This is a genomic window from Paenibacillus macerans (assembly GCF_900454495.1).
Taxonomy (GTDB): domain Bacteria; phylum Bacillota; class Bacilli; order Paenibacillales; family Paenibacillaceae; genus Fontibacillus; species Fontibacillus macerans.
In genome coordinates this window covers 3,481,153-3,494,009 of record NZ_UGSI01000001.1, presented here as the reverse complement: position 1 = coordinate 3,494,009, position 12,857 = coordinate 3,481,153, and the positions used below count along the sequence as shown (strand labels likewise).

The window sequence follows — 12,857 nt, the reverse complement described above, 5'->3', positions numbered from 1 at the left end:
CCTGTGACATGAAGCTCAAAATAACGCTGACATACCTCGTCATGGCGGTCATCGGGGCGGTATTCGTCTTTCCGCTGCTGTGGTCCCTCGTCTCCTCGTTGAAGCCGGAAGCCGAAATCATGAACTATCCGCCAAAATGGATCGCCGCCTTCACCTTCGTCAACTACAAGGCGGTGCTGGAGCAGTACCCCTTTACCGGCTGGATGGCGAACAGCGTGCTGATCACGGTGCTGTCGACGCTGTTCGTGCTGGCGCTGACGACGCCGGCGGCCTACGCTTTCGGACGGCTGAATTTTCGCGGCAAAAAATTGATGTTCACCCTGATCGTGTCCATGCTGCTCATTCCGATTCAGGCCTATATTGTACCGCTGTTCCTGCTCGTCTCCGAACTGAAGCTGCTGAACACGTTCGCCGCGCTGATTCTCGTGGCGGGAGCCAACGTAACGAGCGTGTACATTTTGACCAGCTTTTTCAAACGCATCCCCAACGAGCTTGAAGAGGCCGCCCGTATCGACGGGTGCAAAGATTTCGGCATCTTCGCCAAAATCATGCTGCCGCTGACCAAACCGGCCGTGTCCACGGTGACGATTCTGATGTTCATCTCCAATTGGAACAATTTCCTGTGGCCGATGATCGCGATCCGCGAGAACGCGCTGAAGCCGCTCACCGTAGGGATTGCGCAGTTTATGGGCGGAGCCAACTCCACTGCCCAGTTCCAGTACGGCACGTCGTTGGCCGCCGCCTGCATGGCGATTATCCCGTCGATCATCGTGTTTCTGTCCCTGCAGCGCTACTTCGTCGAAGGGATTACCAATTCGGGGATCAAAGGCTAGGTGAACGTGATGGAGAGGGGGCATGACATGTTAAAAAAAATCGAGAAAGAGCTCATCATGAACGGGGAAAAGCCGTTTGCCTGCTGTCACGCTTCGCATCTGGCCGTGCTTGAAGGCGGCGACGCGCTGGCGGTTTGGTTCGCGGGCAGCCGGGAGGGGGCGGACGACACCGCTATCTGGGGGGCGCGCAGAAGCGGCGGCGTTTGGTCGGAGCCCGGCAAGCTGGCGGACGAACCGGATGAGCCTTGCTGGAATCCGGTGCTGCTGGTTTTGGAGAGCGGCGAAATCATTCTGTTCTATAAAGCTGGCCGATTGATTAAGGAGTGGCGGACGCTGTTCAAGCGCTCGGCTGACGGCGGGCGCACCTGGACCATGGCGGCCGAGCTGGTTCCGGGAGATCGCGGCGGGCGCGGGCCGGTGCGCAACAAAGCGATCGTGCTGGCGGACGGGGCCTGGCTCGCGCCTGCTTCGACCGAGGACGGGCTGTGGCGCGCCTTCACCGACCGCTCGGACGATCGCGGCAGGAGCTGGCGCCGCAGCGGCTGGGTCGGCATCCCCGGCATCGGCGGGGAGGATGCCGGGCCGGCCGGCGGCATATCGGGGAGCGTCACCGCATCGGCATCCGGCAGTCTAGCGGGAAGCAGCGGCGAATCGGCGTTCGGGGCTGCAGCGGGGAACGGAGGCGTTCCTGCGGACTGCAGTGTTCCGGAAGGCGGCGTTGCTCCCGTGGACGACGCGCCGTTAAATGGCAGCGCTCCCGGGCACGGGGCCGCTTCAGCTATTGGCGGCGCCGCTCCGGCCAGCGACATTCCGGTATCGGAGCAGTCCTTCTACGGGCGGGGTGTGATTCAGCCGTCCCTGTGGGAGTCCCGGCCCGGGGAGGTTCATATGCTGCTGCGCAGCACCGAAGGGCAAATCTACCGCAGCGATTCGCCGGACGGCGGGCTGACCTGGAGCGAAGCTTATCCGACCGGGCTGCCCAACAACAACAGCGGGCTGGACGTTGCCCGCCTTGACGACGGGACGCTGGTGCTGTGCAGCAATCCGGTCGGTGCCAACTGGGGACCGCGAACGCCGCTGACGCTGGACATTTCGCGCGACAACGGGCTGACCTGGAGACGCGAAGCGGTGCTGGAGGACGGGGAAGGCGAGTACTCCTATCCGGCGCTGATCGTTCATGGCGGCATCCTATACCTGACTTACACCTGGAACCGGGAGAACATTGCTTTTGTGCGGCTGCGGTGGAAATAACGGGGCTGGAGTCCGTTAGGATTGGCTTTACGATTCCGGAGGCAAAACATAATGACTAACGTGGAGGAACGCACATGAATAGGCAGAGTAATTCGCCCATGGCCGGCGGTGTCTGGCCGACGATGGTCACGCCATTTACGGCGAGCGGACAAATCGACTACGAGGCGCAGGCGCGGGCTGTGGAATGGTATATCGCCCATGGCGTAAACGGGCTGTTTGCCGTATGCCAGTCCAGCGAGATGTTCCATTTGAGTTTGGAAGAGCGGGTGAAGCTGGCCGCGTTTATTAAGGAGAAGGCGGCTGGGCGCGTACCGGTCATCGCTTCGGGGCACATCTCCGACGATTTTGCCGAACAGGTCCGGGAACTGAACGCGATGGCCGGGACGGGCATCGACGCGCTTGTGCTCATTACCAACCGGCTGGCCCGGGAAGAGGAAGGGGACGACGTGTGGAAACACAATCTGGAGCGGCTTCTGAAGGAGCTGCCGGAGCAAATTCCGCTCGGCTTCTACGAATGCCCCTATCCTTACAAACGGCTCATTTCGCCCGAACTGCTCCGCTGGAGCGCCGGCACCGGCCGTTTTTGCTTCCTGAAGGACACGAGCTGCGACACCGGCAATATCCGCTTTAAGCTGGAAGCTACCCGGGACAGCGGCTTGAAAATATACAACGCCAACACGGCCACCCTGCTGGAAACGCTGGAGCTTGGCGTACATGGCTACAGCGGGGTCATGGCCAATTTTCAACCGGACCTGTATGTATGGCTGCTGCAAAACTGGCGGGAACAGCCGGAGAAGGCCGATGAACTGACCGGTTTTCTAAGTATGACCTCGCTGATCGAGAAGCAGCTGTATCCGGTCAACGCCAAGTATTTTCTTATGCTGGAGGGCATTTTCGGCAATTATGGCTGCCGCGTCAAGGATCACCGGAGCTTCACGGAAACGAACCGCTTGGAAGTCCGCCAGCTTCGCGATTTATCGCGGCGTATCTCCGGGCAACTTTCATTATAATTGGGAGGGATAAACAACATGAGCTTACCTATCATAGTAAATCGTCTGGCGGGCGAAATGCCCAAAATCGGCATCCGCCCGGTTATCGACGGACGCCGGGGCGGCATCCGCGAGTCCCTGGAGGAGCCGACGATGAAGCTGGCCGAGGCCTGCGCCCGTCTGCTCACCGAAAAGCTGCGCCACGCCAACGGGCTGCCGGTGGAATGCGTCATCGCCGACACGACGATCGGCGGCGTGGGCGAAGCGGCCAAAACGGCGGAGAAGTTCCGGCGCGAGGGGGTCGGCCTGACGATCACGGTAACGCCTTCCTGGTGTTATCCGCTGGAGACGATCGACCAAGACCCGTGGATGCCGAAAGCGATCTGGGGCTTCAACGGCACGGAGCGCCCGGGAGCGGTGTATTTGGCCGCCGCGTTAGCCGCCCATAATCAGAAGGGTTTGCCCGCGTTCAGCATTTATGGGCGTGATGTGCAGGATATCGGAGACGATACCATTCAGGACGACGTCCAGGACAAGCTGCTGCAGTTCGCCAAAGCGGGACTGGCGGTCGCGGCGATTCGCGGCAAATCGTATTTGTCGATGGGAAGCGTTTCGATGGGGATCGCCGGCTGCATTGTCGACGAGGGCTTTTTCCAGAACTACCTTGGCATGCGCAACGAGTACGTGGACATGACCGAGTTCATCCGCCGGATGGAGCGGGGCATTTACGACCGCGAGGAGTACGCCAAAGCGCTGGCCTGGACGAAAGCCAACTGCCGCGAGGGAGAGGATGTGAATCCCCCTGAACGGCAAAGATCGGCGGAGCAGAAAGAGCGGGATTGGGAGACCGTCGTGAAAATGGCCTTGATTGCCCGCGATTTGATGATCGGAAATCCAAAGCTCGCGGAGATGGGCTATGGCGAGGAAGCGATAGGCCATAACGCGATCGCCGCCGGATTTCAGGGGCAGCGGGCTTGGACCGACCATTTGCCGACCGGCGATTTCATGGAGGCGGTGCTGTGCAGCTCCTTCGACTGGAACGGCATCCGCGAACCGTTTGTGCTGGCGACCGAAAACGACAACCTGAACGCGGTCACGATGCTGCTGGGCCACCAGCTCAGCCAAAGCGCGCAAATCTTCGCGGATGTGCGGACTTACTGGAGTCCGGAGGCGGTGGAGCGCGTTACCGGGCAGCGGCTGACGGGCCGGGCGGCGTGCGGCGTGATTCACCTGATCAATTCCGGCCCGGCCGCGCTGGACGGCACCGGGGAACAGAGCTTGAACGGGCAGCCGGCGATGAAGCCGTTTTGGGAGATCGGCGAGCAGGAGGTTCAGCGTTGTCTAGACGCGGTAGCCTGGTGCCCGGCAAAGGACTTTTTCCCGTCGGGCGGATTTTCCACCGATTTCACTACGCGCGGCGGCATGCCGCTGACGATCGCCCGCATCAATCTTATCCGCGGGTTGGGACCGGTGCTGCAAATCGCCGAAGGTTATTCGGTGGAGCTGCCGCCGGAGGTGCACGAGAAGCTGGACCGCCGCTCCGACCCGACCTGGCCGACCACCTGGTTTGTCCCCAATTTGACCGGTTCCGGTCCGTTCCGCGACGTCTACGCGGTGATGAGCCATTGGGGCTCCAACCACTGCGCGGCCAGCTACGGGCATATCGGCTCGGAGTGGCTGACGCTTGCCGCCATGCTGCGGATTCCGGTCACCATGCACAACGTGCCTGAGGAGCGGATTTTCCGCCCAAGCGCCTGGGACGCCTTCGGCGCAAACGATCCGGTCGGCGCCGATTACCGGGCGTGCGCGGCGTTCGGCCCGCTGTACAAATAGAGGGGCGGAAAGGATGGAGATGGACATGGGCAAGGAGACGGAACCGCGTTATGCGATCGGAATCGATTTCGGAACCGCATCGGGGCGGGCGGTGCTTGTTGATGCGGCGGACGGACGGGAGCTGGCCTGGCATGCAACCCCTTATCCGCACGGTGTAATGGAGGAGGAACTCATCGGCTGCGGTATCCGGCTTGGCCCGGAGTGGGCGCTCCAACACCCCGGCGATTACGTGGAGGTGCTGCGGCGGTCCGTACCGGAGGTGCTGCGCGCAGCGGGCGTTTCCCCCGGGCAAGTGATCGGCATCGGCGTCGATTTCACCTCCTGCACGATGCTCCCGGTGGATGAAGCGGGAACCCCGCTGTTCTTAAAAGAAGGATTCCGCCGCGAGCCGCACGCATACGTCAAACTGTGGAAGCATCACGCCGCCCAGGAGGAGGCGGACCTGATCAACGCCGTGGCGGCAACGCGTGGCGAAGCTTTTCTCAGCCGCTATGGCGGAAAAATCTCCTCCGAGTGGATGTTCCCCAAAGCGCTGCAAGTGCTGCGCGAAGCTCCTGAGGTGTACGCTGCGGCGGATCGTTTCGTCGAAGCGGCGGACTGGATCGTGTTCTGGATGACCGGGGAGCTGAAGCGCAGCAGCGGCTGCGCCGGCTATAAAGCGCTGTGGCACTCCGGGGAGGGATACCCCTCCGCGGCGTTTTGCCGGGCGCTTGATCCGCGGTTCGAAAGCTTCGCGGAGACCAAGCTGCGCGGGGAGATCGCGAAGCTGGATGGGGCCGCGGGCCGGTTGACGGCCGAGGCGGCGGCCGTGATGGGGCTGCGCCCCGGCATCGCCGTCGCTCCGGGGATGATCGACGCCCATGCGGCCGTCCCCGGCGTCGGCGCTACGAAGCCGGGGCAGATGGTGCTGTCTATGGGAACGTCGCTCTGCCACCTTTTGCTCAGCGGCAAGGAGGTGGCGGTAGAAGGGATCTGCGGCGTGGCCAGGGACGGTATTATCCCCGGACTGTACGCTTATGAGGCCGGGCAGGCGGCGGTCGGCGATTTGTTTGGCTGGTACGTGCAGCAGGCTGTGCCGGCGTATGCCGAACAGGCCGCTGCACGCGAAGGCGTGACGGTGCACGAATGGCTGGAGCGGCGGGCAAGCCGGCTGCAGCCGGGGGAACACGGACTGGCTGCGCTCGATTGGTGGAACGGCAACCGCTCCGTACTCGTCAATGCCCATCTCAGCGGCTTGATCATGGGCTTGACGCTGCAAACGAAACCGGAGGAAATTTACCGCGCGTTGCTTGAAGCGACCGCTTTCGGCACCCGCAAAGTGATCGAAACCTTTGAGGCGGCGGGCGTGGAGGTGCGCGAGCTGTTTGCCTGCGGCGGCTTGCCCGGGAAAAACCGGCTGCTGATGCAAATATTCGCCGATGTTACCGGCCGCGAAATCAAGATCGCCGCTTCCGCGCAGACGCCTGCGCTCGGCGCGGCGATGCTGGGCGCGGTAGCCGCAGGTTCGCGCTGCGGCGGTTACGATCGCATCGAGGAAGCGGCGGGGCATATGGCCCGGGTGCAGGAGGCGGCCTATCGCCCGAACCCGGCGCACAAGGCGGTGTATGACCTGTTATACAGGGAGTACACCGAGCTGCACGATCTGTTCGGGCGCGGAGGCAGCGAGGCGATGGCGCGGCTGAAGCGGCTGCAGCGGACGGCCGCGGCGGCAGGAGAACAGCGCGATCCCGAGCTGCCCGGGATGGACGGCGGCCGCGCCAAAGGAAGCGGACGCCGGTGATGGCGGGCGACATCAGGCGTTTCGAGCGGGATAAGCAGGTGTATCCGGCTGCCGTTCGCAGGGGCTTGGAGCATTTGTTTACGGGCCGTCTATCCGCTCTGCCGGCCGGCAGGTACGAACTGGAAGGGGAGCGGATGTATGCGCTGGTGCAGGAATATGTTACCCGCCCGGCAGCCTCGCTGAGCTTCGAGTCCCACGAGACGTACGTAGACATCCAATTCATCGTCAGCGGGGAAGAGCGGATCGGATGGACGATGGATGGCGGCCGCCTGAACATGATTGAGGATCGGCTGCCCGGGGAGGACATCCGGTTTTACGAAGCCGCCGCTGCCGGGTGTGTAAGCGAGCTGCTGCTTGGGCCGGGGCAGTTCGCGGTGTTTTTCCCTTCCGAGCTGCATCGCCCTTGCGGTTATATCCACGAAGAGAGCCCAGTCCGCAAAATCGTGATCAAAATTCACCTGGAGCAGTTCCGTTAATAGGGGAACGGATTTGGCCGTACGAGTACGACAATCGGAGCTACCTAGCGGATTCCAATGGTGCAGCCTAGCGTCGCCGTTGAATCATGCAGGCGGCGCGCCGCCCGCTCCGGCCGGGCCGTAGCAAGCGCCGCGCCGATCGCCCCCGTTCGGGCGCTGCAACCGCCCGCTGCAATCGCCCGCTGCTGCCGCTTCCGATCGCCGCCGGTAAGCGTTGGCGCTGTCACCCCACGTATTTGGCGAGCGAAATCAGCGCCGTCATCGTCACGATATTCAATAAGGTGGAGATAAGCACGGTTTGCGAGGCGAAATCGGGTTCATTGTCGTATTCCTCGGCCAAAATGGTGCTGTTCACGCCGGTCGGCATGCCGGAGGCGAGCAGCAGCGCCTGGGCCGGAACGCCTTTCAGCCCCAGCAGCAAAATTAAACCAAAGCCGATCGCCGGGCCGATCAGCAGGCGCAGGGCGACGCTGACATACACGTCGAACCGGTCGAGCCGCAGCGGGTATTTAACGATTTGCGCTCCAAGCGTCAGCAGGGCGACGGCGACCATGGAGTCGGCGATATACCCCATCGGCTTCGAGACAAAGTACGGCAAGGGCAAATTCAGGACGTGCAAAGCCATGCCCAGCACGAGAGCGTAAGGCACGGGCATCTTCAAAAATCCGATCAGGGCGGCTTTCAGCGTGCCGCCGGATTTGGCCCGCTGCACGGACATCACGCCGTATGTGAAGGTGACCAGGCTTTGAAACGTCATCACCAACGCCTGCACCGAAGCGGCAAGCGGGTCGCCCTTGAATGCCAATTGATTGATCGGCAGCCCGTAGTTCCCGGAATTGTCGAGGATAAGGCTGTTCGTGAACGCGGCCCGCAGCCCGCGGCTGAACTTGAGGGTGCGGCTGACCAGCATGCTGATTCCCCATAACAACAACACATATAATACGTAAAAACCGGTGACGCTGCCGAGCAGCTCCGCGGACATTTGAGATTGGTACATGCTTAGAAACACCACCGCCGGGGTGATGAAATAAAAATTGATTTTGGACAAGGTGTACAAATCGAGCCGGAACGCGCGCTGCATCAGGCAGCCAAGTCCGATCAGCACGAAAATGGGGAGGACGACCTCCAAAATGATATCGCCGATCATCGCGGTGTTCTTCACTTCTTTCGGTAAGAGATGTTATTCTAGCAAAAGGACAACCGATTGTTATTATATCATGCCCCCCGGTTTCGAAGGCGATCGGATTTGAGCAAGCGGAAAGGATGATGCTGGCATGCACAAGCCTCAAGAGCGAAAGAACCGGATTGTTGAGGATGTGGAACGGATTGCCGCTCTGGAAATGAAGATGACGGTGTTCAACAACGAACGGTCGTTATCGCATCTTGAAACAAAACTGACGGCGACGAAAATGGGCGGCGCAACCCTGCTGATGGACCGTCAGTCGCCCCAGTCGAGTTATTATAATCGCGTCATCGGGTTCGGACCGGCCGAAGCGGAGCGGCTGCCGGACATCCTGCGGCATTACGGCACGGCAAATATCGTGCCCTGCTTCGATATGACGCCGGACAAGCAAAGCGGCGCAGTCGCGGAGGCCTTATCGTCGCAGGGCTTTGTTCCGAGGCTGCAGCTTGTTTTTCTTAAACGGGAGCTGGAACCCGAAACCGGCCCCGGCCCCCGGAATCAGGGAGAAGCGGGAGTTCCCGCGCTATCCGTTCGCCGGGTCGCCACGCCGGAGGAGGCAAAGCGGTTTATCGCGCTGATCGGCCGCTCGAACGGCGGCGCAGCCAAGCTGGACGAGCAGGGGATTGAGCGGAAATGCCGCTACTTTTGCCGGGACGACTTTCAAAATTTCGTGGCCTATGCGGACGAGGACCCGGCCGCGATGGGCTCCCTGTTTATCCGCGGCGAGGAAGGATACGTGGCCAACGATTTTACGTTCCCGGATTACAGGGGGCAAGGCTTGCAGACGGCGCTGATCCGGCATCGCCTTCAGGCTGCCGCGGCGCTGGAATTAAAGCGGGTTTACGTCGACGTGGAATTCGGCACGGCCAGCCATCGGAATATGCTGAAAGCAGGGTTTGAACAGGTGTATATGAACACGTTTTGGATGAAGTCGGCGATAGAGGAATAACGGACGCCTGGTTGTGATATTTATCTCATCTTCCCGCGGAAATCCTTGCTACAATTCGAGTTAAAGGATGGCGGGGAGGTGAGCTTAGATGGCGGTATGGAAATGCGAAGCTTGCGGGGAAACGAAGGAAGGGCGCTGCAAGCCGCAAAAATGCCCTAAATGCGAAGCGAAAGGCCAATTCGTCAAAGTGGAAGCCCAGTAAGTAATCCCAAAACATCATACAAAGCGTTGGACAGGCCCCGTAGCGCTCCGAAGAAATGCGGATGCGAGACAGGGCCTATTTGCCGTTTAAGCGGCGCGGATATCTGATCAGAAGCTGGCCGAGCACCTCGGACAACACCAGTCCGATGGCGATCGAACCCGAGATCAAGAAAGCCTGGGCGGCCAACTGGACGGCCAGGTTGTACTCGTTCTCCACGAATTTGCGCATGGCATCGTAGGCGAGGCCGCCGGGTACGAGCGGAATGATTCCCGCGACGCTGAAGATGATGACGGGCTTCTTGTAATATCTGGCAAAAAGGAGGCTAATCACGCCGACGATAAACGTGGCCGCGACGGTGGAGAAAACGGCGTCCGCCCTCTGCTCGAGCAGCACATAGGCGATCCAGCCGATCATGCCGGAGAAGCCGCACTGCAGCAGGGTGCGCCCCGGGGCATTAAACAAAATGCCGAAGGCCGCCGAGGCGATAAAGCTGGTAAGCAGTTGAACGATCAAGTTCATAGGTTTAAAATTCCCTCCGATGCGTCACGACATTTGGTCCGGTGAACAACATTTTGCTGCCGTCAAAACAACGTAAACATCACCGCGATGCCCGTACCGATGGCGAAGGCGGTAAGAAAGGCTTCGGCCCCGCGGGACAAGCCGGAAACGAGGTGGCCGGCCATTAAATCCCGGACGGCGTTGGTGATCAACAGGCCGGGAACAAGCGGCATGACGGAGCCGATGATGATTTTGTCGAGCTCGCGGCCCAAGCCGAGCGATACGAGGAGCGCCGCCAGCAAGCCGATCAGCAGCGAAGCCGTGAATTCGGCAAAAAATTTTACTTTGACCAGGCGGTGAAAAAGAAGAAAGGCCGCAAATCCGGAGCCGCCGCACAGTACCCCGGGGATGAAATCGGGCAGCCCGCCCCGAAACATCAAGGTGAAGCAGCCGCTGGCCACCGCGGCGGCGGCGATTTGCAGCGCCACCGGATAGGCGTTCGTGCCCGCCTCGATTTCCAGGAGTCGGGCGCGGGCCTCGGCGCAGGTCAGCTCTCCGCCGGCCAGCTTTCGCGATACATCGTTGACATCGGCGACCTTTTGCAGATCCGTCGTGCGTTCGACGATCCGGATCAGTTTGGCCGATTCCGTATCGCCGGATTGAAACACGATTCCCGTCGGCGTTACATAGCTGTGCGATCCGGGCAGTCCCAGCGCGCTGGCCATCCGGTTCATCGTATCTTCCACGCGGTAGGTCTCCGCGCCGCTCTGCAGCATGATTTTTCCCGCCAAAAGGCATACCTGGACAGAATCCTGCGGCAACTCCGCAGCCTCATTCAACTCCGCAGCTTCATTCAACTCCGCAGCTTCATTCAACTCCGAAGTCTCATTCATCCGTTTTCACCCTTTCGTCGATCTCCAGAGCCATTATAGCACGCAGTCTATCAAGCCGGAATATGGGCCATCCAGCGCTTTATCCGAGAGGCGCGATGTTTATAAATTTAAAATTTTAAATAATTTGTCGAATTTTTATATAAATAGTGTCGAAATATGACGAAATTTAGGAGGGAAGATGATCTTTTTCATCTATATCTGTGCTATGCTAGCATTATGAATCATCGATTTGCCTGCACTTCCTTCAGAGAGGTACATTCATGATGCTGCACAGTTTACTATCCAATTTTGCCTTGCTTACGGCTTTTATTTATTTCGGCTATATGATTCAATGCAGGTTTTTGTCCAAAAAACAAAGCACGCCGTGGACCCGGGCGTTCCTTGGATTGATGCTGGGGTTGTTCGGCGTCGTTCTGATGTATTATACCTTTCCCATCGGCGCGCAAACGGTTGCCGATTTCCGGCAGCTGCCCGTTCTGATCGCCGTTTACGCGGGTGGAGGGATCAGCGGGGGCATTTCCGCCCTGATTATTGCAGTCTACCGCCTGTTCTTTTTGCACGGGTTTAGCTTCCATTCCATGGCCGGCGCCGTGAACGTGCTGATCACGCTGGTGATTGCCCTGTTTTTTCTGCGCGCGCGAAAGCTTTCGCTGAAGAGGTGGCTGCCGGCCTTGATGTTATCCGCCGCCAATACGATGGTTCTCTTTTTGCTGGTGTTAAACATAAGTTCATGGGCTGCTATAGTTATGTATACCCTTTTATTTATTGTCGCGGGGATGTTTACGTATTTAATGCTCCAGCATTTGCGCGAAGCGGACGAGTCCGTGAAAATGATGAGGGAGGCCGCTACCCGCGATTTTTTGACCCGTCTGTACAACTCGCGGGCGTTTGAGGCCATGATGGCGCAAAAAATCGCCTCCTCCAACCGAAACGGCGCCCCCTTTACGCTGCTGTTTGTCGACATCGATTTTTTCAAACAGGTCAACGACAGCTACGGCCATTCGGCGGGAGACGCCGTTTTATTGCAATTTGCCGATGTGCTGCGGGACACGTTCCGGCCGGGCGATCATATTTTTCGCAAGGGCGGCGAAGAGTTCGTCATCCTGGTCGACCAGTGCGACGCGGAGCAGATCGAGAAGATCGGCGAACGGCTGCGTCAAAACGTGGAGGCGCATCCGTTCTTCCTGCCGGGAGGCGGGGAGCTTAGGCTAACGATCTCCGCCGGCAGCGCAACGTATCCCAACGTTCGTCAGGAAGAGCTGATCGACAAGGCGGACCAGGCGCTGTACGAGGCGAAACAAGCGGGCCGCAACCGGCTGTGCCGGGCGATTTATTAAGCATACGGCGCCAGCGTCGGCATTGTCAGGGGGATTCCCGCAATTTACCGCTAATCCTCATCTCCGTCGTACCCGTTTAACAAATCGGTTCCATGCATTGCGTCCGGATCGGGTGCGACCGGATCAACCGGGCTGTCCTTCTGGATAGCGTCGGCGTCAGGCACATCGGTCAGCTCGCCGAACAGCAGATCGGGAAGGCTGTCGATATCGTTTTGGCCGTCCTCGCCCGTATTTTCGCTGATGCCCTGGGCTACACGCGTATCGTGGTGCAGCAGATCATCATCGGGAATATCGTTCTCCGGGCGGTCTTCGGCTAACAGTTCGTATCTTTCATATACAAAATCCGCCTTGGTTTTATCGTGGTTTGGAGCCATGAACAAGTCCCTCCTATTTAATTCGCGATTATGTTGAGTTTGCCCCAAAATCCGGTGTTCCTCTCGCTTTCATGGAAACTTCCACTTGAAAAATCTGGATCGCCTTACGTCTTATAATGAGAACGTATGTTTGGTATACTAAGAATTGACGATAGGCAAAATTGATTGGCAAAAATGAACGGCAAAAATGAGAATCTACCTAGAAATCGGTGCTTGACAGTTCGGTGCTGGTATGGCGAATCCTCGGCCTTCAAATAGC

Annotated in this window: 14 protein-coding genes; 9 read left to right on the top strand and 5 right to left on the bottom strand. The window is 59.4% G+C overall.

Going from position 1 to position 12,857, the window contains the following annotated elements; all coding sequences use genetic code 11:
- Window positions 1–8: 8 nt before the first annotated feature.
- From DYE26_RS15835 to DYE26_RS15810, 6 genes are all read left to right on the top strand, one after another.
- Window positions 9–833 (top strand): carbohydrate ABC transporter permease, encoded by an 825-nt coding sequence (locus DYE26_RS15835; RefSeq protein WP_036625367.1) that lies wholly within the window; start codon window positions 9–11, stop codon window positions 831–833.
- 27 nt (window positions 834–860) lie between these two features.
- Entirely contained in the window at window positions 861–2,084 is a 1,224-nt protein-coding gene (locus DYE26_RS15830; protein ID WP_036625364.1) for a sialidase family protein, read from the top strand.
- A 74-nt stretch (window positions 2,085–2,158) separates the two neighbouring features.
- Window positions 2,159–3,094 carry a dihydrodipicolinate synthase family protein gene (locus DYE26_RS15825; protein WP_082207903.1) on the top strand — a complete coding sequence of 312 codons (936 nt, stop codon included), beginning with the start codon at window positions 2,159–2,161 and terminating at the stop codon, window positions 3,092–3,094.
- An 18-nt stretch (window positions 3,095–3,112) separates the two neighbouring features.
- On the top strand, window positions 3,113–4,906 hold the full coding sequence (locus tag DYE26_RS15820) for an L-fucose isomerase (protein WP_036625359.1): 1,794 nt from the start codon (window positions 3,113–3,115) through the stop codon (window positions 4,904–4,906).
- A 25-nt stretch (window positions 4,907–4,931) separates the two neighbouring features.
- Entirely contained in the window at window positions 4,932–6,686 is a 1,755-nt protein-coding gene (locus DYE26_RS15815) for a ribulokinase (RefSeq protein ID WP_082208092.1), read from the top strand.
- Window positions 6,686–7,162 carry a NanQ anomerase/TabA/YiaL family protein gene (locus DYE26_RS15810; protein ID WP_036625356.1) on the top strand — a complete coding sequence of 159 codons (477 nt, stop codon included), beginning with the start codon at window positions 6,686–6,688 and terminating at the stop codon, window positions 7,160–7,162. The genes DYE26_RS15815 and DYE26_RS15810 overlap by 1 nt, the downstream gene beginning before the upstream one ends.
- Window positions 7,163–7,206: 44 nt before the next feature.
- Here the strand turns inward: DYE26_RS15810 and DYE26_RS15805 are convergent, their stop codons facing one another.
- Window positions 7,207–7,389, bottom strand: coding sequence for a hypothetical protein (locus DYE26_RS15805; protein WP_036625353.1), 183 nt, complete (start codon window positions 7,387–7,389; stop codon window positions 7,207–7,209).
- The gene (locus DYE26_RS15800) at window positions 7,386–8,309 is read right to left on the bottom strand and encodes an AEC family transporter (RefSeq protein ID WP_036625350.1); all 924 of its coding nucleotides are present in this window, start codon (window positions 8,307–8,309) and stop codon (window positions 7,386–7,388) included. The genes DYE26_RS15805 and DYE26_RS15800 overlap by 4 nt, the downstream gene beginning before the upstream one ends.
- A gap of 127 nt (window positions 8,310–8,436) precedes the next feature.
- On the opposite strand from DYE26_RS15800, the gene DYE26_RS15795 reads away from it, so the two are divergent.
- Together DYE26_RS15795 and DYE26_RS34685 are read left to right on the top strand one after the other, a co-directional pair.
- Window positions 8,437–9,294: a GNAT family N-acetyltransferase gene (locus DYE26_RS15795; RefSeq protein WP_036625348.1), complete on the top strand. Its 858-nt coding sequence runs from the start codon at window positions 8,437–8,439 to the stop codon at window positions 9,292–9,294.
- 88 nt (window positions 9,295–9,382) lie between these two features.
- A complete protein-coding gene (locus tag DYE26_RS34685) occupies window positions 9,383–9,496 on the top strand; it encodes an RCKP-type rubredoxin-like domain-containing protein (RefSeq protein WP_036625345.1) in 114 nt (37 codons plus the stop codon).
- Window positions 9,497–9,571: 75 nt separating this feature from the next.
- On the opposite strand, the gene DYE26_RS15785 is transcribed toward DYE26_RS34685, so the two are convergent.
- Both DYE26_RS15785 and DYE26_RS15780 read right to left on the bottom strand, forming a co-directional pair.
- Window positions 9,572–10,015, bottom strand: coding sequence for a threonine/serine exporter family protein (locus DYE26_RS15785; RefSeq protein WP_172531701.1), 444 nt, complete (start codon window positions 10,013–10,015; stop codon window positions 9,572–9,574).
- A gap of 62 nt (window positions 10,016–10,077) precedes the next feature.
- Entirely contained in the window at window positions 10,078–10,887 is an 810-nt protein-coding gene (locus DYE26_RS15780; RefSeq protein WP_082207902.1) for a threonine/serine exporter family protein, read from the bottom strand.
- A gap of 260 nt (window positions 10,888–11,147) precedes the next feature.
- On the opposite strand from DYE26_RS15780, the gene DYE26_RS15775 reads away from it, so the two are divergent.
- Window positions 11,148–12,224, top strand: a complete 1,077-nt coding sequence (locus DYE26_RS15775) for a GGDEF domain-containing protein (RefSeq protein WP_036625340.1) — start codon at window positions 11,148–11,150, stop codon at window positions 12,222–12,224.
- A gap of 50 nt (window positions 12,225–12,274) precedes the next feature.
- Here DYE26_RS15775 and DYE26_RS15770 read toward each other — a convergent pair whose 3' ends face one another.
- Window positions 12,275–12,598, bottom strand: coding sequence for a hypothetical protein (locus DYE26_RS15770; protein ID WP_115311233.1), 324 nt, complete (start codon window positions 12,596–12,598; stop codon window positions 12,275–12,277).
- Window positions 12,599–12,857 lie beyond the last annotated feature (259 nt).

Coding starts and splice junctions, on each gene's coding strand:
- DYE26_RS15825 (WP_082207903.1), top strand. CDS start 2,159: ATGAATAGGCAGAGTAATTCGCCCATGGCCGGCGGTGTCTGGCCGACG.
- DYE26_RS15820 (WP_036625359.1), top strand. CDS start 3,113: ATGAGCTTACCTATCATAGTAAATCGTCTGGCGGGCGAAATGCCCAAA.
- DYE26_RS34685 (WP_036625345.1), top strand. CDS start 9,383: ATGGCGGTATGGAAATGCGAAGCTTGCGGGGAAACGAAGGAAGGGCGC.
- DYE26_RS15780 (WP_082207902.1), bottom strand. CDS start 10,887: ATGAATGAGACTTCGGAGTTGAATGAAGCTGCGGAGTTGAATGAAGCT.
- DYE26_RS15785 (WP_172531701.1), bottom strand. CDS start 10,015: ATGAACTTGATCGTTCAACTGCTTACCAGCTTTATCGCCTCGGCGGCC.
- DYE26_RS15770 (WP_115311233.1), bottom strand. CDS start 12,598: ATGGCTCCAAACCACGATAAAACCAAGGCGGATTTTGTATATGAAAGA.
- DYE26_RS15835 (WP_036625367.1), top strand. CDS start 9: ATGAAGCTCAAAATAACGCTGACATACCTCGTCATGGCGGTCATCGGG.
- DYE26_RS15775 (WP_036625340.1), top strand. CDS start 11,148: ATGATGCTGCACAGTTTACTATCCAATTTTGCCTTGCTTACGGCTTTT.
- DYE26_RS15815 (WP_082208092.1), top strand. CDS start 4,932: ATGGGCAAGGAGACGGAACCGCGTTATGCGATCGGAATCGATTTCGGA.
- DYE26_RS15830 (WP_036625364.1), top strand. CDS start 861: ATGTTAAAAAAAATCGAGAAAGAGCTCATCATGAACGGGGAAAAGCCG.
- DYE26_RS15800 (WP_036625350.1), bottom strand. CDS start 8,309: ATGATCGGCGATATCATTTTGGAGGTCGTCCTCCCCATTTTCGTGCTG.
- DYE26_RS15795 (WP_036625348.1), top strand. CDS start 8,437: ATGCACAAGCCTCAAGAGCGAAAGAACCGGATTGTTGAGGATGTGGAA.
- DYE26_RS15810 (WP_036625356.1), top strand. CDS start 6,686: ATGGCGGGCGACATCAGGCGTTTCGAGCGGGATAAGCAGGTGTATCCG.